We start from the raw sequence: 18431 nt of genomic DNA, 5'->3' as shown, positions 1-18431 counted from the left end.
CGTCAGTCCTCCTTCTTGCGCTGAGACAAGGCGATGGCGCCGATCAGTGCCGCCAGCAGGAGGACCGAGAGGACCTCGAACGGGAGCACCCAGTTCTTGAAGATCTGGGTCCCCACGGTCTTGGCGGAGCCGTCGGTCACCGGCCTGATCTTCTCGTTGCCAAAGGCAAGCACTACGCCGGCGCCGAGGATCAGCGCAAGCACCGCGGCGACGGCGGCCGCGAACGGGGCGCGACGGGTGGTGAGCTCGGGCAGCGGATTCGTCGGGGCTTTGGTGAGCATCAGCGCGAACAGGACGAGTACGACGATCGCGCCGACGTACACCAGGATCTGGACCAGCGCGACGAACTCGGCCTGCAGCGCGCCGAAGCAACCGGCGACCGCGCCGAGCGCGAGCACGAGCCAGAGCGCGGCGTGCACGATCCGGCGCGACACGACCACGACGACGGCGGCCACCACCGCCACCAGGCCGGCGACGGAGAACAGAGCAGTGGTCACGCTTGGTCCTCGGGGGCCTCGGCTGCCGGACCAGGGTCGATGGGCTGGGGTGCCGGGACGGTCCACATCCAGTCGCGGAGGCGGTCCTTCTCGTGCGTCAGGTTCCGGATGTCGGTTTCGGCGTACTCGAACTCGGGCGACCAGAACAGCGCGTCGAACGGGCAGGCCTCGATGCAGATCCCGCAGTACATGCAGAGGCTGAAGTCGATCGCGAACCGGTCCAGCACGTTCCGGCTGCGTTCCCGAGCCTGCTCACCGACCGACGGCGCGGTCTCGGTGTGCGAGTCGATGTAGATGCACCAGCTCGGGCACTCACGCGCGCACAGCATGCAGGAGGTGCAGTTCTCCTCCATCAGCGCGATCACGCCGCGGCTGCGCGGCGGCAGCTCCGGCTGGACGTCCGGGTACTGCTCGGTGACGGAACGACGGGCCAGGGTCCTCGCGGTGACCTTCAACCCCTCGACCAGCCCCTTACCAGGCAGTCCCACGCTCCACCTCCCGTCTCTTAGCAGGACATTAGCCGATCTGCCGCCTCACAAGGCGCGTTCGAGGCGGGCTGCGACCTGGCGGTAGCGGCTGACCGGTATCAGGTGAACGCCCTCGAAGGCCCCGGAGTCACGGATCTTCAGGATCTGCTCGCAGGCGTGGTCGACGCCGGCGTCCCGGTCCCGCTCCACCGCCTCGATCAGATCGGCCGGGATCTTGAGCTGGGGCAGCTTGGCGAGGTTGTGGGCCATCTGCGCGGAGGCGAGCACCATCACCCCGGCGTACACCGGGATGTCGAGCTCGACGGACTCGCGCCAGCGGAGCAGCTCGTCGAGGTCGTAGCTGACCTGGACGTACAGGAAGTCGGCCTCGGCCTTCCACTTCGGCACGGGCCGCAGACGGGTGGCTGCCCCGACCTTGAACGGTTCACACCCCGGGTACGTCGTCTCGCGGGCCTGCTCGATCATCCGCCGTACTGTCAGCTGACTCGTGCGGGCACCCTCCGCCGGGTCGTCCCCGTGCACGAACAGAAAACGTTCTACGCCGTACGCCGCCGCGGTCAGGAGGTCCCGGCGGAAACCGAGCAGATTCCGGTCCCGCGAATTGAGGCACGCGATTCCGCGCGCACCCATCAACTGCACTTCGTTGGCCACCGCAACACTCGAAACGGTCGCCCGCCCGATGTGGTTGTCCGGGATCAGGAAACCGTCCGCGATCGGACTCATCACCCCGATCTGATGCCGCACCTTCTTCAGATCCGGCCGGGTCGGCGGCTCCACCTCACAGATCAGCTCGAACACCCTCCGGACCCTACAGAAGGTCGGCTGGCCAGGCCGGGCTATCTCATCCGCGTTCGCAGGAAGTCCTGCTCGGCCTGGTTCGGCGTTCGGTCCAGAGCGGACTGATAGGCGGCCTGGGCCTCGGGGATGCGGTTGAGGCGAGCCAACAGATCGGCTCGGATCGCGTGGAAGAGGTAATAGGTGTCGAGCGGCAGGGCCTCGACGAGGGTGAGCGCGGCGGCGGGGCCTTCGACTTCCGCGACGGCGACGGCTCGGTTGAGGGCTACAACGGGCGTGGGATCGAGCGTGAGGAGGTGGTCGTAGAGCTGGAGGATCTGGCGCCAGTCGGTGGCGTCAGGGGTCGCGGCGTCGGCGTGGACGGCGTTGATGGCGGCCTGGAGCTGGTACGGGCCCGGTTGGTTGCGGCGCAGGCATCGGCGGACGAGCGCGTGACCCTCGTCGATGAGCGCGTGGTCCCAGAGGTCGCGGTTCTGGTCGCGGAGGCGAACGAGCGTGCCGTCGGGCGCGACCCGGGCCGGGCGGCGAGAGTGCTGAAGGAGCATCAGCGCGAGCAGGCCGACCGCTTCAGGTTCATCCGGCATCAACTCGACCAACAGCCGCCCCAGCCTGAGGGCCTCGGCGGCGAGTTCGTCGCGGACCAGGGTTTCGCCGGACGAGGCGGCGTACCCCTCGTTGAAAATCAGGTAGACGACGGCGAGTACCCCGCGCACGCGCTCGGGCAGATCGGCTTCATAGGGCACGCGATAAGGGATGCCGGCGGCGCGGATCTTGGCCTTGGCGCGGACCAGGCGTTGCGCCATGGTCGGCTCGGGCACCAGGAAAGTGTGTGCGATCTCGGCCGTGGTGAGGCCGCCGAGCATGCGGAGCGTGAGGGCGACGCGGACGTTCAGCGCGAGCGCGGGGTGGCAGCAGGTGAAGATCAGCCGCAAACGGTCGTCGTGCACGGCACCCTCCTCCACTGGCTCGGCCTCGGCCTGCAGCAACGCCGCCTGGGCATACTTGTCCGCCCGCGCAGCCTCCCGGCGCAGGCGGTCGATCGCGCGGTTCCGTGCGGTCGTGATGATCCATCCGGCCGGGCTCGGAGGTACACCGTTTTCCGGCCATTTCTCCAGCGCTGCGGCGAACGCGTCCTGGACGGCGTCCTCGGCGATCTCGAGGTCGCCGAACACCCGCGTCAGCACCGCGACCGCCCGCCCGTGCTCGGCCCGGAACACCCCGGCGACATCAACAGTCACGACTGCGAGGGCCTGACCTCGACGGGCAGCCCGAGGATCTTGGCCAACCGGCGCGCCCAGTGCAGCGCCGCGTCCAGGTCCTCCACCTGGATGACCGTGAATCCACCGAGATGTTCCTTGCCCTCGGTGAACGGCCCGTCGGTGATCAGCACATCGTCACCGCTGGTTTTCAGCACGGTCGCCGTCTCCGGCGGGTGCAAGCCGGCCGCGAAGACCCACACGCCGGCCGCCTGCATCTCCTCGTTCAACGCCTGCAGTTCCCGCATGATCGGGTCCAGGACTTCAGGCCCGGGCGCCGGTCCGTCGGGTTGATAGATGCTGAGCAAGTACTGGTTCATCGTTACCTCTCTCTCGCCCTCTATACGAACCGTCTCAGCTCAGATCGACAGCCAACGACACCCCGCTCAGTCGACGGAGGCTGGATTCGAGGTCGAAGGTCAGCCAGCGGGAGAGTTGCGGGTGGGTGGGGTGTTCCCAGAGTCCGTAGGGGCCTCGGCGGGATTCGAGCCAGGTGACCAGGGCGTGTACTCGGCGGTCCTCGCTGGAGACGCCGCAGCGGGAGGCGAGATCGAGGAGGAAAGCGGTATCGGCGGTCACGTAGAAGGTGATCTGTCCCAGCGCGCGTTCGAGGCCGACGAGGCGGGAGACTTCCCAGCCGAGGGTCGACTCTTCGCGGGTCTCGCGGGCGAGGAGGTGGTCGACGCCGATGCGGGCGGCGTCGGACCGGTTGTGCCGCGGGTGCAGTGCGAGACAGGCCACGGCGCCAGTTGTCGCCGACCGGCAACCATCGCCCCGGGTGAGTCGCCGGTCCTTTTCCGGCGGCGCAGGCCGACTCGGGCCCCCGAGGTCGGCTTTGGGTCCCGAGGGCCAGGAGCCGTCGTGGAGTCGTTCGCGCAGAAGCCATTCGTACGCACGTTCAGCGCGAGGATCGGTGGCGAACCCGGCCGCGGCGATGCCCCGCAGCGGTACGACGGTCTGCATGGTGACGAACCGCGGTCCGTCCGATGGCTTACCTGCGGACCTGTCGTCGACCCGCAGCGGCCACGACCCGTCCGGCTGCTGATGGGAGAAGATCGCGTCGACAGCAGTGGCAAGCTCGGGGCCGCGGTAGCCGAGGTACGCGAGCTGGCAGAGCAGGTACCCGGCATCCTGAGGCCGCTCAGCCGCGGCGAGCCGCCCGAGAAGGGACTGTACGGCGGGGCTCGCTGCGATCTCGTCCCGCCAGGCCTTCACATCGTCATCGTGATCCGCGGCGCCCTCGAGCTCTACGGCCGCGCGCCATCGCAGCGACGCCGACGGGTCTCCGAGCAGGAGCGTGTTCATGGCAATACCGCCCGTACGAAAGGCGCCGTGGCCGTATCGGCCAGTTCTTCGGGTGGCCCCTCGAAGACGATCCTTCCACCGTGAGGTCCGCCGCCCGGGCCGAGTTCGACTAGCCAGTCGCAGGTGGCGAGCACCATCGGGTCGTGCTCGACCACCAAGACGGTGTTGCCCGCATCGACGATCGCATCGAGCGCGCGCAGGAGCACGGTGACGTCGGTGGCCTGCAGGCCGACGGTGGGCTCGTCGAGTACGTAGAGGCTGCCTGCCTTGGTCGGACGGGCGAGCTCCTTGGCGAGTTTGAGTCGCTGCGCTTCACCTCCGGACAGACTCCAACCAGGTTGGCGGACGATGAGGTAACCCAGGCCGAGTGCGAGGGCTGCGTCGCCGGCACGACGTACGGCGGCGATGTCGCCCCACTCGTCGACGAGCTCGCCGATGGTCAGGGCTTCGATGTCGGCGAGCGTTCGGTCCCGCTCGCGGAGGGCCGCGACCTCGCGACGGTAGCCGGAACCGCCGCAGGCTTCGCAGGTCTGGGTCACCGACGGCAGGAACGACATGCCCTGCTGCCACGTTCCTTTCCCGCCGCAGGCGTCGCAGCCATAGGTGAGGTCCTTCATCGTGAGGCCCTGCTCGCGGGCCACCTCGCTCGCGGCGAACGACTTGCGGACAGCGGTGATGAGCCCGAGGAAGCTGCCGGGTGACGTGATCTCCGCGCGGCCTTGGTCGGCGACGATCGTACGAGCGGGAGCACCCGAAATGGCCTGGTGAACCCCAGGTTCGACGCGGACGATGCCGCCGCCGGAAACATTGGTCGCCGGTCGCGCCAGCCCGGGCGCGATCGTGTCGACGACGAGCGAGGACTTCCCCGACCCGGACACACCGCACACACCGACACGCACGCCGAGCGGGATGCGTACGTCGAGGCCGCACAGGTTGTTCTCCCGCGCTCCCGTGACCTGCATCCACTCGGTTGGCACGCGGCGGTCGCGATGAGGGATCGCGATACTCCCGTCGCGCACTGCTCTGGTGACCGACTCGGCGCTGTCGAGGTCGACGATCCGCCCGCCCGCTCGTCCGGGACCGGGGCCGATCTCGATGACGTCGTCGGCGGCACGAATCAGGGTGGCGTCATGTTCGACGGCGATGACGGTGTTGCCGGCGTCGCGCAGCTCGCCCAGGGTATCCGCGAGCGCGTCCACCTCGGACGGATGCAGCCCTCGGGACGGTTCGTCGAGCAGGACCGTCATACCAACAAGGCCGCCGCCGAGGACCGACGCCAGCTTGATCCGTTGTGCCTCACCCGCGGAGAGCGTCCAGGTCGTCCGGTTCATCGTGAGATAGCCGAGCCCGACGCGGCCCAGGAATCCGAGCCGGTACGACGCAACGGTACGGGCGTGGGCCGCGTGCTGATCGTCCGGCTCGTCCATCGACGCCAGTACGCCGGCGAGCTCGGCAAACGTGGCCGAGAACAGATCGCTGCGGTCGCGGCCCTCGACACGAATCGCCAAGTACGGGGCGCGCAGCCGCTTGCCGCCGCACTCCCGGCACGGGAACGCCCTGGACTCCAGGCCGCCCAGGTCGAACCGAGCCCAGTGGTTCAGCCCCACCCAGGACGAATCGCCGTACAGGACCCCGTGCCGGACCTCGTCGCTCAGCTCCGACCACGGCGTGGTGTTCGGGTCGAACTTGTACCGCTCCGCGAAGGTCTGTATCACGTCGTTGCTGCCGACCACTTCAGGACGGAACCACGCCAGGCCTCCGCCGAAGCAGCGGGCGAGTGGCGCGTCAGGCCGTACGATCGCGGCGAAATCGAACGCCCGCTCAACGCCGACTCCCAGGCACTGCGGACAGACCGACGCGGGCGACCCCATCAGATGACGCGGCTCGATCGGCACCGCGCTCGTCGCGCAGTCGGCGCAGACCCACGCTGCTTCCGGCGTCGGTGCGGACCGTCGAACGTTGTCGCCACCGCACTCGAGGCACGACCGCACACCGGCGCGCGCCAGGACGAGGGAGATGAGGCGGTCGAGGTCGCTGGAGCGGCCAACCGTCGTACGGGCGGCATCCCAGCGCCCGGGCCCGCCCGGTGGGAACGTCGTACCGGAGGCGTCGATGCTGATCGTCGGACCCAACCCGGTGAGAGAGTCGACCGGGGCTTCGGGCCCTTCGCGCACCGACTGTCGCTCGTAGACCGACAGGCACTCGAGCAGCCGCCGGTCGGCCTCCGCCGCAAGCACATCGCCGACCAACGACGACTTGCCCGAGCCCGATACGCCGGTCACGACCGTGAACCGGTCCTTGGCGAACTCGACGTCAATGCCTTGCAGGTTGTGGGCCCGGGCGCCCCGAACCCGGATGACTTCACTCGAGCGCCGGTCGGCGCGCGGCTTGGCGCGGGGCGTCACCCTCGGCCGCTGCTCGGCAACGGCGGGACCGCAGTGCTGCAGGCGTCCGCCGTCTGGGCCACCGCCCGGGCCGAGTTCGATGCGCCAATCCGCGGCGGCGATCACGTCTGCCTGGTGTTCGACGACGACCACCGTGCAACCGTCGACCGTCAGTTTGTCGAGCACAGTGAGGAGCCGGTCCAGGTCGCCAGGGTGAAGCCCGGTGGTGGGCTCGTCGAGCAGCACGAGGTTGCCGGCCTTCGCCTTCGTCACCTCACGGGCGAGACGAACTCGTTGCGCTTCACCACCGGAGAGACTGGGCGACGGCTGCCCCAGCGTGACGTAGCCGAGCCCAACCTCCTGCAGGGTCTGAAGGATGCGCGTCACCGCTGGGTGCTCGGCGAACAACGTCTCGGCCTCGTCGACGCTCAACGCCAGCACATCAGCGATCGAGCGGCCCTCCCACGTTGCTTCGAGTACTTCGGGCCGGTACCGGCGGCCTTCGCAGATCTCGCACGGCACCCAGATCGGCGCCAGCTCCCGGAGGCTGATCGCGACCGCGCCCATCCCCTCGCACTCCGGGCACGCCCCTTCGCCACGGTTGAACGTGAACTCCGACGCGGACCGCCCGGTCTGCTGCGCGAACACGTCGCGGATCCGATCGAACACCTTCGTGTACGTCGCCGGATTCGACCGCGGGTTGTTGCCCAGCGGCTTCTGATCGACGGCGATGGCCCGCAGCGCAGGCGCGTCGACGGTCGAACAACCGACCGGCGCGCCGGTCCGGATCGACGCCAGCAACACGTCGCGAGCGAGCGTCGTCTTGCCTGCTCCCGACGGGCCTGTGATGACGGTCAGCGCCCCGAGCGGGATCTCGCAGTCGACGTCGCGCAGGTTGCGCAGGCCGGCGCCGGTGAGGCCGATCCGCCGCTCACCGATCTCACGGGCCGCGCGCCGGACCCGGGCCGGCGCCGAGAAGCCGCGACCCGAGGCGGTATCGGCACGCCACAGGTCGGCGGGCGTCCCTTGGAAGACGAGTTCGCCACCGCCGCGGCCGCCGGCCGGTCCGATCTCGACGACATCGTCCGCCAGCGCGATCGCCGTACGGTCGTGCTCCACCATCAGCACCGGGCCCGGCAACGACGCCATTGCCTCGAGCAACGGTTTGAGATCGGTATGATGCAGCCCGATGGTCGGCTCGTCGAGGACGTGCAGCAGATCCTCGAGCCGGCCGCCGAGTACGACCGCGAGTCGGGTCCGTTGCGCCTCACCCCGCGACAGCGTCGGCATCGGCCGGTCGAGGCTGAGATGACCGAGCCCTAACGTGACCAGCGGCCGCAGTCGCCGCAGCAACTCGTCCTGAACGCGTACGGCGCGCGGGCCGATCGCCAGCTGGTCGACGAACTCGAGGACCTCGCGCACCGAGCGGGCGAGCAACTCGATCAGGGCGACTCCGGCGATGCGATGCGACGACGTGTCGATCGCAGCGTCGCGGAACGTCGAGGGCTCCAGTGGCCGGACCCAGTCCGAGCAGCTCGGACAGATCGGCGCCCGCAGTACGGGCGTACCACCGAGACGAACCTCGTGTGAACCCAACGCGTCGGCGCGCTCGAGGACGCCTCGAACCTCCGCCGCGGACGCGCCCGCCCGCAGAGTGGCGACGCGTACGACGACATCGTGCGGGATCATCGGGTCGAGCCGAGGCACGCTGCTCTTCGCGGTCCACGGACGCCCGTCGATCGTGACCGCAGCGAACTGGCCCCGCAGTCCGGCGAGGAGTCGCGCGTGGCTCCCGTTGAGGGCGCGCACGACAGCCACTTCCACCGGGAGACGGCCCTCGGCGGCGAGCAGATCCAGAGCCATCGCGAGTCGCTCTTCGCGCGACACCGCGCGTACCGGCACCTGGCAGCTCGGGCAGGTCACGTCTGCGAATCGCGCGTACAGAATGCGGAGGAACGGGTGCAGGCCGACGGACGTCGCGACTGTCGAGGCGGGGTTGACGTTCAGTACGTTCTGAGCGATCGCCACCGCCGGACCCAAGCCGTCGATGCTCCGCACCTGCGCGGCCGGAACACGTGTTCCTGGACGTCCCAGTCCCAGTGACTCGACGAACCGGCGCCGCGCCTCGGTGTAGACCACGTCGAACGCGAGCGACGACTTCCCCGAGCCGGACACACCGACAACTGCGGTCAGGCCGGGTCCGAACGCGACATCGACGTCCCGCAGGTTGTGCTCCGCCGCACCGCGAACTCTCATCGCCTATTCCGGAACGCGGCTCGGGTCGCGGCTGCGGTGGAGCGGTAGTACTCCGATGGCTCGATGAAGACCCATTCGTCGAACGGCACGCCGTTGGTGACCGCGCGCCGGTAGCTGAAGCAGACGAGGTACAGCGTCCGGACGTACATGACCGCCTCGAGTCGATCGAGCTCCTCGTCGGTCAGCTCGACGTGGCGGCGATACCCGTTGACGGCGGCGTCGATACGCTCTTCGTTGGTGTGTCGCGCCGGAGACCAGTCCCCGGTGCCCCAGATCAGGTAGGCGAAGTCGGCGAGGCGCGGCCCGCGTCCGGACGCCTTCCAGTTGATTGCCACCGGCCCCCGATTGCTGATCACCGCATGATCGGGGTCGAGGTTGCCGTGGAGCAGGCTCTCGGGAAGGCCGTGACCGTCGTCGGCCGACCGTACCTGATCCCGGAGGCGCTCGAATCGATCCCGATCCGCCGGGGCGACCTTCGTGTCGACCGCGTCGAGAAAGGCCAGGCCCGCCAGCAGGTCCTGCCGCGGCGCACCTTCACGGCTGGGGTCCTCACCGCTCGCTCCACCGGCGCGGCTGACGGACTCGTCGAGCGGCAGGGCGTGCAGCCGTCCGAGCAGGTCACCCATGACGGCGAACATCTCGGGACCGCCGGGAAGGTCGTCGCCTTCGACGTACCGGGTCACGAGGACCGTGCTTCCGTCGAAGTCGGACACCGCGTCGTCGACCGCGAGACGCTCCGCCGGGTAGTCGTGCCGCGCCAGGAAGCGCAGGACCGCGGCATCGCCTTCGACGCTGGTCCTCGGACGGGCAGGAGGGAACGCTCGCGCGATCCACGGGTCGCCGTCGTTCCGGTCGATGCGGAACACGTACGTCTTGTGCACACTGACCTTCGTCGCCGCGACCGCATCGATGCCGTAGCGGTTCCGAAGATGGGCGAGGAGCCGGCCGGCCACGGGCTCGTGGTCCATCCGGGACCCGAGTCCCTCGAGATCGGTCAGCGCCTCGGTATAGCGCTGCCCCGTCGCCGCGGCGTGACGCCGTACGACCTTCTTGAAGTTGCTGTCCTTGGTCATGACAAGCCTCCTCCGACACCCTCGTCCCCAGCGACGCGGTGTTGAGAGATGGCCTGCAGACATCGACGACCGAGAGGGCAAATCCCCTTCGCCACTGGAACCCCGGCTGGGCGGACGTTCCACAGCTCGGCGACCGGTCGACGCCGTCCCGCCAATCTCCCCGACCGACGTCGCCGTTGTCAAGCAGGGTCGAGGGGGAGGGTGACGGTCACCTGGAGGCCGCCGCCTTCTCGAGGGACGGCGGTTACGGTGCCGGCGTGGGCTTCGGCTACCGAGCGGACGATGGAGAGGCCCAGCCCGGCGCCTTTGGTGCTGACCAGGCGTTCGGCGCCCAGGCGGTAGAAGGGTTTGAAGAGGGATTCGACTTCGTACGGCGGGATCTCGGGGCCGGTGTTCGTGACCACGATCTGCACGCAATCGTCGGCTGTTCTGCTGAGTACCTGGACCCACCGCTCACCTGAAGGCACGTTGTGGCGGATGCCGTTCTCGACCAGGTTGTGGACCAGGCGTTCCAGCAACAACGCGTCGCCGCGGGTGGGTGCGTCGCCGGGGCCGCGGATCAGCTCGACGCCGACCGCAGCGGCCTCTGCGGTGAGTTGGGCGGTCACGTGGTCGACCACGTCGGCGAGGTTCACCGGGTAGACCGTGGTCAGCTGCTTCTCCGAGTCGGCCAGGATCAACAGGCCCTCGATCAGCTGCTCGTGGCGGGTGTTGATCGTCAGCAGGCTCTCGCCCAGTTCCTTCACGTCCGCGGACGCCGTACGTCGATGCATCGCGACTTCGACCAGCGCCCGGCCGAGCGTCAACGGCGTACGCAGCTCGTGGGAGGCGTTGGCGACGAATCTCCGTTGGCCGTCGAAGGAATGGTCCAGGCGCTCGACCATCGTGTCGAACGCGTCCGCCAGGTTCTTCACCTCGTCGTCGGGACCCTTCAACGCGATCCGCTCGTGCAACGCGGACGGCGATGCGGCGATCCGGCGCGCCGTGTCGGTGACCTGATGCAGCGGCGCCAGCACCCGCCCGGCGACCAGCCACCCGAACCCCGCCGCCAACCCACCTACCAGGACCAGCGCGACGCTTCCTTGCGCCAGGAGCGACTTGATCGCCGCTTGCCGCACCTGCTCGCGCTGCTCGTTCATCACACGTTCCGCGTCTGAACCCGTGAGCAGAGCACCGTCCTTGTTCAGCACGTACGCCTGGTCAGGTGGTGGCGGCGTACTGCTGGTGCCTGACGGCAGGTACGTCCCCTTCACGATCACCTGGTACTTCTGCCCCAGGTTCGCGGAGAACAGCGCATACGTGACCCCGAGCAGCACTACGCCGGCGACCATGAACAGACCGCCGTACAGCAGTGTCAGCCGCCCCCGTAGCGTCAGCCGCCTCACGGGATGCGGTAGCCGACGCCGGTGACGGTCTCGACCAGTCCCGGTTCGCCCAGTTTCCGGCGCAGTTTCAGGATCGTCAGCCGGACCGCTCCGGTGAACGGGTCCACGTGCTCGTCCCATGCCTTCTCCAGCAGTTGTTCGGCCGACACGGTCGCGCCGTCGGCTCGCAGCAGCTCCACGAGTACGGCGAATTCCTTCTTCGACAACGGGACGTAGCGACCGTCCCGGAAAACCTCGTGCCGCGCGGGATCCAGCGTGATGCCGGCGCGTCGCAGTACGGGCGGATCGGCCGGGCGACTCCGCCTTCCCAGCGCGAGTACGCGCGCGGCCAGCTCGGCGAAGGCGAAAGGCTTGGTCAGGTAGTCGTCCGCGCCCAGCCCGAGCCCCTCGACCCGGTCGGTCACGGCGGCCGCCGCGGTCAGCATCAGCACCCGCGTGGCTGAGCCGGAAGCCACCAGTTGCCGGCACACCTCGTCACCGTGGACGACCGGAATGTCGCGATCCAGCACGAGTACGTCGTACGCGTTGACCGACAACCGTTCCAGCGCCGCGCGGCCGTCGCCGGCCACGTCGACGGCATGGGAGTCGTCGCGCAGCCATTCCGCGATCGCTGCCGCCAGCAACGGCTCGTCCTCGACCACCAGTACCCGCACGCACCCCATGATCCCCGACATCGGTGTTTCCGCCGCGTTTCCGGACTCGGAAACGGTCCGGAAACGGCCGATCGAGAAAGGTTTCCGGAAACGAGAGGAGCACCGATGCGCAACACCATCCTGGCCGTTTCCGTTCTGGTCGCCGGCCTGATCCTGACCGGCTGCGGAGCCGACGAGCCCGATGCCCAGGTCGCCTCCGGGAGCGGAGGACAGCAGTCGACGGCGCCGAGCAGTGCGCCGGCCAGCCTCAGCCAGGACGACCTGGCGGTCAAGTTCACCCAGTGCCTGCGGGAGAACGGCCTGAACGTCCCGGACCCGGAGCCGGGCAAGGGCCCGATGCTGAAGTTCGACAAGAACTCCGGTGTCACGCAGGCACAGGTCCAGAAGGCCATGGAGGCGTGCCAGCAGTACAACCCGCAGGCGCAGGGCAGCGCCAACCCGCAGCAGGCGGAAAACGGCAGAAGGTACGCCGAGTGCATGCGGAAAAACGGCGTCGAGAAGTTTCCGGACCCGAAGCCGGACCAGCAGGGCATCATGATCGGGCCGGGCGTCGCCGACGATCCCGACTTCCAGAAAGCGCAGGACGCCTGCCAGAGCATCCTGGCGGCACGCTGATGCGTAAGGGACTAACGGCTGTGGCCGTCCTGGCTGCTGGGGGCGCCGCAAGCGCGTTCCTGGTCAGCCGGGGCGACACCAGCCAGGCAACGAACCCGGCCGCACAGGCCGTGCCGATCAACACGACCAAGGTCACACAGCAGACCTTGAAGGACACCGAGACCCAGGACGGCAGCCTCGGCTTCGGTCCGTCGTCCTCCGCCGTCAACCGGGTCGCCGGCACGGTCACCGCCGTACCCGACAGCGGGCAGGAACTGCGCCGCGGAAACACCGTGTACAGCATCGACAACAAGCCGACCACATTGCTGTACGGCGCGCTCCCGGCGTACCGCAGGCTCGCGATCGGGACCGAGGGTACCGACGTCCTGCAGCTCGAGCAGAACCTGAAGGCGATGGGCTACAGCGGGTTCACCGTGGACGACGAATACACCGACGCCACCGCCGCTGCGGTCGAGGAGTGGCAGGAGGATCTCGGTCTGGACGAGACAGGAGTGGTCGAGCTCGGCAGCGTCCTGTTCGCGCCCGGTCATCTGCGGGTGGACAGCGTGCAGGCCGAGGAGAGTTCACCGCTCGGCCCGAACCAGCCCGTGCTCAGCTACACCGGCACCACCCGGGCCGTCACCGTCCAGCTCGACGCCGCGGACCAGCGGCTGGCCACGCTCAACGCGCCGGTCACGATCGCGCTGCCGGACGGAAAGTCCGTGCCCGGAAAGATCCAGAAAGTCTCCACGGTGATCATTCCGGCGGAAAGCCCGGACAAGGATCCGGAAACGAAGGTCGAGGTGATCGTTGCCATCGCCAACCAGCAGGCGGTGGCGGCGTGGTCGTCCGCGGCCGTGGACGTCACCTTCACCGCCTCGGAACGCAAGAACGTGCTGACCGTTCCGGTCGCGGCCCTGGTCGCGCTCCGGGAGGGCGGCTTCGGCGTCGAAGTCACGGACGGTACGACGTCGCGCTACGTGCCGGTGAAGACCGGGCTGTTCGCGAGCGGCCAGGTCGAGATCAGCGGCACCGGCGTCACCGCCGGCACCACGGTCGGGATCCCCAAGTGATCGAGCTGACGGAGGTGACCAAGGTGTACCCGGGCGGAGTGAACGCACTCGGCGGTGTCAGTCTGCGGATCGACGCCGGCGAGCTGGTCGCGATCGTCGGCCCGTCGGGCTCCGGCAAGTCCACGATGCTGAACGTCCTCGGCACCCTCGACCGCCCGACCTCGGGCACGGTCCGGATCGACCGGTACGACGTAGCGCGGCTGTCCGACGCGGGACTGTCGGCGTTGCGCGCGACGCGGATCGGGTTCGTGTTCCAGCAGTTCCACCTCGCGTCCGGCGTACGCGCAGTCGACAACGTCGCCGACGGGCTGCTCTACTCCGGCCTTCGCTTGTCGGTACGTCGGAAGCGGGCGGCGGCTGCCCTGGAACGGGTCGGTCTCGCGCACCGCCTCGATCACGAGCCGCACGAGTTGTCCGGCGGCGAGCGGCAACGCGTAGCTGTCGCGCGGGCAGTCGCCGGCGAACCCGCCGTACTGCTGGCCGACGAGCCGACCGGAGCACTGGATTCCGCGTCGGGCGCAGGCGTGATGCAACTCCTCCGCGACCTGCACGCCGCCGGCACCACGGTCGTGGTCATCACCCACGACCGCGACATCGCCTCCTCCCTCCCCCGCCAGATCCGAATGCGCGACGGCGTCATCGTCGAGGAGGTGCACGCATGAACGACGACTTTGTGCACCATGTCCGTACGAGCGCGGGCGAAAAGCACGGACGTCGTGCACAAAGTGCCCGGGAACTCAGACCCGCGGCGCTGGGTGTGCGCGACGTCGTGCGGGTGGGGGCGGTGGGGCTGCGGACTCGGCCGATGCGGGCGTTCCTGTCTGCGTTGGGGATCGCGATCGGGATCGCCGCGATGGTCGCGGTGGTGGGGATCTCGTCGTCCTCGCGCGCCGAGCTCGACGGGCAGCTCGATGCCCTGGGCACCAATCTGCTGACCGTCACCCCCGGCACCCGCCTGACCGGCGAGCAGGCCCAACTCCCGCTCGCCGCGGAATCCATGGTCCGCCGGATCGCACCCGTGCGCGCCGAGTCCGCGATCGGGAAGGTCGACGACGCATCGGTCTACCGAACCAACAAGATCCCGGACGTCCAGACCAACGGCATCATCGCGTACGCCGCCCGCACCAACCTCCTCGACACCATCGGCGCCACGATCCGCAGCGGCAAGTGGATCGACGCCGCGACCGGCTCATACCCAGCAACCGTCCTCGGTTCAGCAGCCGCCGAGCGACTCGGGATCACCAAGGCCGGCCCCGACACCCAGGTGCTGATCGGCAACCAGTGGTTCACCGTCCTCGGCATCCTCGAACCAGCCGCACTCGCACCCGAACTGGACAGCGCCGCACTGATGGGCTGGCCAGCAGCGAGCGACCTCGCCTTCGACGGCCACCCGACCACGATCTACACCCGCTCGGACGACACCCAGGTACCGGCGGTCCGATCGGTGCTCGGGGCAACCGCCAACCCCGAGGCGCCGAACGAGGTCGAGGTATCACGACCATCCGACGCCCTCGCCGCGAAGCAGGCCGCCGGCCAGGCGTTCACCGGACTGCTGCTCGGCCTGGGAGCGGTCGCCCTATTGGTCGGCGGAGTCGGGGTCGCGAACATCATGGTGATCTCGGTGCTCGAACGCCGCGCCGAGATCGGTCTGCGCCGATCGCTCGGGGCGACCCGCGGCCAGATCCGCACCCAGTTCCTGACCGAGTCGCTGCTCCTGTCCGCACTCGGTGGGGCCGGCGGCGCGATCCTCGGATCAGCAGTCACCGCCGGCTATGCGTCGTACCAGAACTGGCTGACGGTGATCCCGGTCTGGGCACTGGCCGGTGGTGTGCTGGCGACGCTGGTGATCGGCGGGCTCGCGGGCCTGTACCCGGCCGTCCGCGCGTCGCGCTTGTCTCCGACCGAGGCACTCGCGACGCCCTAGCGGACCCCAGGCACTCACCAACCGCCGCGGCTCAGCGACCGCCACGCTCAGCCGACCACCGAAGGCGGGTCCAGAACGCGGTTGGTGAGTGCTGCAGGTCCGCCCTAGAACACCACGACGCCAACGCCGGTCAGCGCCAACTGCAGCAACGCGACCGGCACCAGGCCCTGCCACGCCAGTTTCTGCAACTGGTCCGCGCGCATGCGCGGGAACGAGACGCGGACCCAGATCACCACGACCGAGACGAACGCGATCTTCACGAGGCTCCAGATCCACCCGATCGATTCCGGCCCCGGGCCGCTCCAGCCGCCGAGGAACAGGACCGTGGTGAGGCCCGCGAGTACGACGATCCCGGCGTACTCGGCGAGCAGGAACATCGCGAAGCGGAGCCCGGTGTACTCCGTGTACGGGCCGAAGATCACCTCGGAGTCCGCGACCGGCATGTCGAACGGGGGGCGCTGCAACTCGGCGAGACCGGCGATGAAGAACACGATCATTCCGGGGAGCTGCCAGAGCAACCACCACGGGTTCCACGCGTGCGCGATGCCGGTCAGACTCAACGACCCGGCCGCGACCGCGACACTCGCGGCGGACAGCACGAACGGCAGCTCGTAGCTCATCAGCTGCGCCGCGACCCGGAGCCCGCCGAGCAGGCTGTACTTGTTCCCGCTGCCCCAACCGGCCATCAGCGACCCGAGTACGCCGATGCTCATCACCGCGAGCACGAAGAACAGGCCCGAGTCCAGGTCGGCGCCGACGATGCCCGGCGCCAGCGGGATCGCGGCGAGCGCGGCCATGTACGGCAGGATCGCGACGATCGGGGCCCACTCGAACACCCGCCTGTCGGCGGCAGCCGGGACCACGCTCTCCTTCTGGACGAACTTCACCCCGTCCGCGACCAGCTGCGCCCAGCCGTGGAACCCGCCGGCGTACATCGGACCGAGCCGTGACTGCATGTGCGCCATCACCTTGTGCTCGGCCTGACCGACCAGCAGGGGCGCCACCAGGAAGGCGACCAGAACGCCCACCACCCGCACCACGAACTCCAGCATGGATGGCAGCCTAGTGCGTCCGGCTTGACCTCAACCAACGTTCAGGTCACAGGGTTGCCCCCATGACCACGATTCTTGTCACCGGAGCCACCGGCCGCGTCGGCCGCCACGTCGTCGACGGGCTGCGCGCCGCGGGCGTGACCGTCCGAGCCCTCGTCCGTACGCCGGATCTCGCCGGCTTCCCGCCGGACGTCGAACTGATCAAGGGCGATCTCTACGACCCCACCGCCGTACGCCGGGCCGCTGCCGACGTCGATGCCGCGTTCCTGCTGTGGCCGTCGTTCAGCGCCGAAGGAGCCGCCGACGTGGTGGCCGAACTGCCGCAGCGGGTCGTCTACCTGTCCGCGTTGAGCGCGTCGTCCGGCGGGGTCTGGGCAGATGTGGAACAGCTACTGCGGGACAAGGACTGGACCTTCGTTCGGCCGGGCGGGTTCGCGGTCAACGCGCAGAGCTGGGCGTCCGAGTTCCTCACCGGCGACGTCGTCCGGGTCGCGTCACCCGAGGCCGGCCGGTCGCTGATTCACGAACGGGACATCGCCGCGGTCGCCGTACTCGCGCTCCTGAACGACCGGCACATCGGCCAGACCTACGACCTCACCGGGCCCGCGGTCCTGACGCAGGCCGAGCAGATGCGGACCATCGCGCGGGCGGTCGGCAAGGAGATGCGCGTCGAGGCGCTGTCCGACGCGGAGGCGCGGCAGGCGATGCTCGACCTCGGCGCCGACCCGATCCTCGCCGAGAGCTCGGTCGCGTACTGGGCGTCGCTCGTCGATAACCCCGAGCCCGTCACGACCACCGTCGCCGAACTCACCGGCCGCCCCGCGCTCACCTTCGCCGAGTGGGCGGACGAACACGCCGACGAGTTCCGCGTCCTGTCCGCGGCCGAGGTCGCCCACCGTTACGTTGACGCGCTGTCCACCGGCCGCCTCGACCAGGCGCTCGCCCTCTCGGCCCCCGAGGTCGTCCGCGTCGCGCCCCTCGAAACCGGCGGCGAGGAGATCGAGGTCAAAGGCGCCGACGCGATCCTCGAGAACGCCCGCCGCCTGAACGCCGACATCGAGTACCTCGGCGTAGACATCGTCGGCCCACTACTCCTCGACGACCACTTCGCCATCCGCTTCACCTTCGACCAGTTGGACGTCCGCACCGGCACCCGCTCCCAAACCACCAAACTCTCCCTCTGCACAGTCAAGTCCGGCCAAATAACCCGCGAAGAGGTCTTCTACTACACCCCGCCGCGGACCTGAGATCGTCAGGCATCGACCAGGAGATGACGGCATGGCCGACGTTCTCATTCGCGACGTCCAGGACGCCGGCTGAGAACCGGCGGCTAGGGTCAGGAGTGGGTGCCCGCCCCGGCGATGTGCACCCGGGGTGGGGGCGTTGTGGGGACGATTGCCCACCCGAATCGGGCAGTAGCCCTCCCCAGTCCTGGTGGAGAACCTCCCCAAACCGGTTTGGGGCAGTCGCGCTCCCCGATCCTGGCGAAGGGCCCTCCCCAAACCGGTTTGGGGCAGTCGCGCTCCCCGATCCTGGCGAAGGGCCCTCCCCAAACCGGTTTGGGGCAGTCGCGCTCCCCGATCCTGGTGGACGGCCCTCCCCAAACCGGTTTGGGGAGGGTCTGCGTGTGAACTGGGGAGCGAAACTGCCCGTTTCGGGAGGGTAGGACTCCCCAAACCGGTTTGGGAGGGGCGGG

The 18431-nt window shown here is 69.0% G+C and carries 15 protein-coding genes and 1 pseudogene; 5 read left to right on the top strand and 11 right to left on the bottom strand.

Features of this window, described 5'->3' with window-relative positions; translation table 11 throughout:
- Positions 1-2: 2 nt before the first annotated feature.
- The 10 genes and pseudogenes from ACWF0M_RS21315 to ACWF0M_RS21270 all read right to left on the bottom strand — a co-directional run bounded on the left by ACWF0M_RS21315 (position 3) and on the right by ACWF0M_RS21270 (position 12092).
- On the bottom strand, positions 3-497 hold the full coding sequence (locus ACWF0M_RS21315; protein WP_452237431.1) for an NADH-quinone oxidoreductase subunit J family protein: 495 nt from the start codon (positions 495-497) through the stop codon (positions 3-5).
- Between the two features lie 137 nt (positions 498-634).
- Positions 635-850: pseudogene (locus tag ACWF0M_RS21310) on the bottom strand (4Fe-4S binding protein); the annotation flags it as partial.
- A 180-nt stretch (positions 851-1030) separates the two neighbouring features.
- Positions 1031-1783, bottom strand: coding sequence for a methylenetetrahydrofolate reductase (locus tag ACWF0M_RS21305; protein WP_452237430.1), 753 nt, complete (start codon positions 1781-1783; stop codon positions 1031-1033).
- Between the two features lie 38 nt (positions 1784-1821).
- Positions 1822-2997 (bottom strand): RNA polymerase sigma factor, encoded by a 1176-nt coding sequence (locus tag ACWF0M_RS21300; protein ID WP_452237429.1) that lies wholly within the window; start codon positions 2995-2997, stop codon positions 1822-1824.
- A 17-nt stretch (positions 2998-3014) separates the two neighbouring features.
- The gene (locus tag ACWF0M_RS21295) at positions 3015-3356 is read right to left on the bottom strand and encodes a YciI family protein (RefSeq protein ID WP_452237428.1); all 342 of its coding nucleotides are present in this window, start codon (positions 3354-3356) and stop codon (positions 3015-3017) included.
- A gap of 34 nt (positions 3357-3390) precedes the next feature.
- The gene (locus ACWF0M_RS21290) at positions 3391-4341 is read right to left on the bottom strand and encodes a hypothetical protein (RefSeq protein WP_452237427.1); all 951 of its coding nucleotides are present in this window, start codon (positions 4339-4341) and stop codon (positions 3391-3393) included.
- The gene (locus tag ACWF0M_RS21285; RefSeq protein ID WP_452237426.1) at positions 4338-8981 is read right to left on the bottom strand and encodes a hypothetical protein; all 4644 of its coding nucleotides are present in this window, start codon (positions 8979-8981) and stop codon (positions 4338-4340) included. The genes ACWF0M_RS21290 and ACWF0M_RS21285 overlap by 4 nt, the downstream gene beginning before the upstream one ends.
- Positions 8978-10054 (bottom strand): phosphotransferase enzyme family protein, encoded by a 1077-nt coding sequence (locus ACWF0M_RS21280; RefSeq protein WP_452237425.1) that lies wholly within the window; start codon positions 10052-10054, stop codon positions 8978-8980. The genes ACWF0M_RS21285 and ACWF0M_RS21280 overlap by 4 nt, the downstream gene beginning before the upstream one ends.
- 179 nt (positions 10055-10233) lie before the next feature.
- Positions 10234-11439, bottom strand: coding sequence for a sensor histidine kinase (locus ACWF0M_RS21275; RefSeq protein WP_452237424.1), 1206 nt, complete (start codon positions 11437-11439; stop codon positions 10234-10236).
- Entirely contained in the window at positions 11436-12092 is a 657-nt protein-coding gene (locus ACWF0M_RS21270) for a response regulator transcription factor (protein WP_452237423.1), read from the bottom strand. Before ACWF0M_RS21270 ends, ACWF0M_RS21275 begins: the two co-directional genes overlap by 4 nt.
- Positions 12093-12197: 105 nt before the next feature.
- On the opposite strand from ACWF0M_RS21270, the gene ACWF0M_RS21265 reads away from it, so the two are divergent.
- From ACWF0M_RS21265 to ACWF0M_RS21250, 4 genes are read left to right on the top strand one after another with little or no spacing between them, the layout of a single operon-like run.
- Complete coding sequence (locus ACWF0M_RS21265; RefSeq protein WP_452237422.1) at positions 12198-12707, top strand: hypothetical protein; 510 nt, start codon at positions 12198-12200, stop codon at positions 12705-12707.
- Positions 12708-12727: 20 nt separating this feature from the next.
- Complete coding sequence (locus ACWF0M_RS21260) at positions 12728-13759, top strand: peptidoglycan-binding protein (RefSeq protein ID WP_452237421.1); 1032 nt, start codon at positions 12728-12730, stop codon at positions 13757-13759.
- Entirely contained in the window at positions 13756-14421 is a 666-nt protein-coding gene (locus ACWF0M_RS21255) for an ABC transporter ATP-binding protein (RefSeq protein ID WP_452237420.1), read from the top strand. The genes ACWF0M_RS21260 and ACWF0M_RS21255 overlap by 4 nt, the downstream gene beginning before the upstream one ends.
- The gene (locus ACWF0M_RS21250; RefSeq protein ID WP_452237419.1) at positions 14418-15683 is read left to right on the top strand and encodes an ABC transporter permease; all 1266 of its coding nucleotides are present in this window, start codon (positions 14418-14420) and stop codon (positions 15681-15683) included. The genes ACWF0M_RS21255 and ACWF0M_RS21250 overlap by 4 nt, the downstream gene beginning before the upstream one ends.
- Positions 15684-15787: 104 nt before the next feature.
- Here ACWF0M_RS21250 and ACWF0M_RS21245 read toward each other — a convergent pair whose 3' ends face one another.
- Positions 15788-16735 (bottom strand): complex I subunit 1/NuoH family protein, encoded by a 948-nt coding sequence (locus ACWF0M_RS21245; RefSeq protein WP_452237418.1) that lies wholly within the window; start codon positions 16733-16735, stop codon positions 15788-15790.
- A gap of 62 nt (positions 16736-16797) precedes the next feature.
- On the opposite strand from ACWF0M_RS21245, the gene ACWF0M_RS21240 reads away from it, so the two are divergent.
- On the top strand, positions 16798-17982 hold the full coding sequence (locus ACWF0M_RS21240) for an NAD(P)H-binding protein (RefSeq protein WP_452237417.1): 1185 nt from the start codon (positions 16798-16800) through the stop codon (positions 17980-17982).
- Positions 17983-18431: the final 449 nt, after the last annotated feature.

It is taken from the genome of Kribbella sp. NPDC055110, assembly GCF_053607525.1.
Note: the sequence above shows the minus strand (reverse complement) of the source record. Positions and strands in the feature narration are given on the sequence as shown.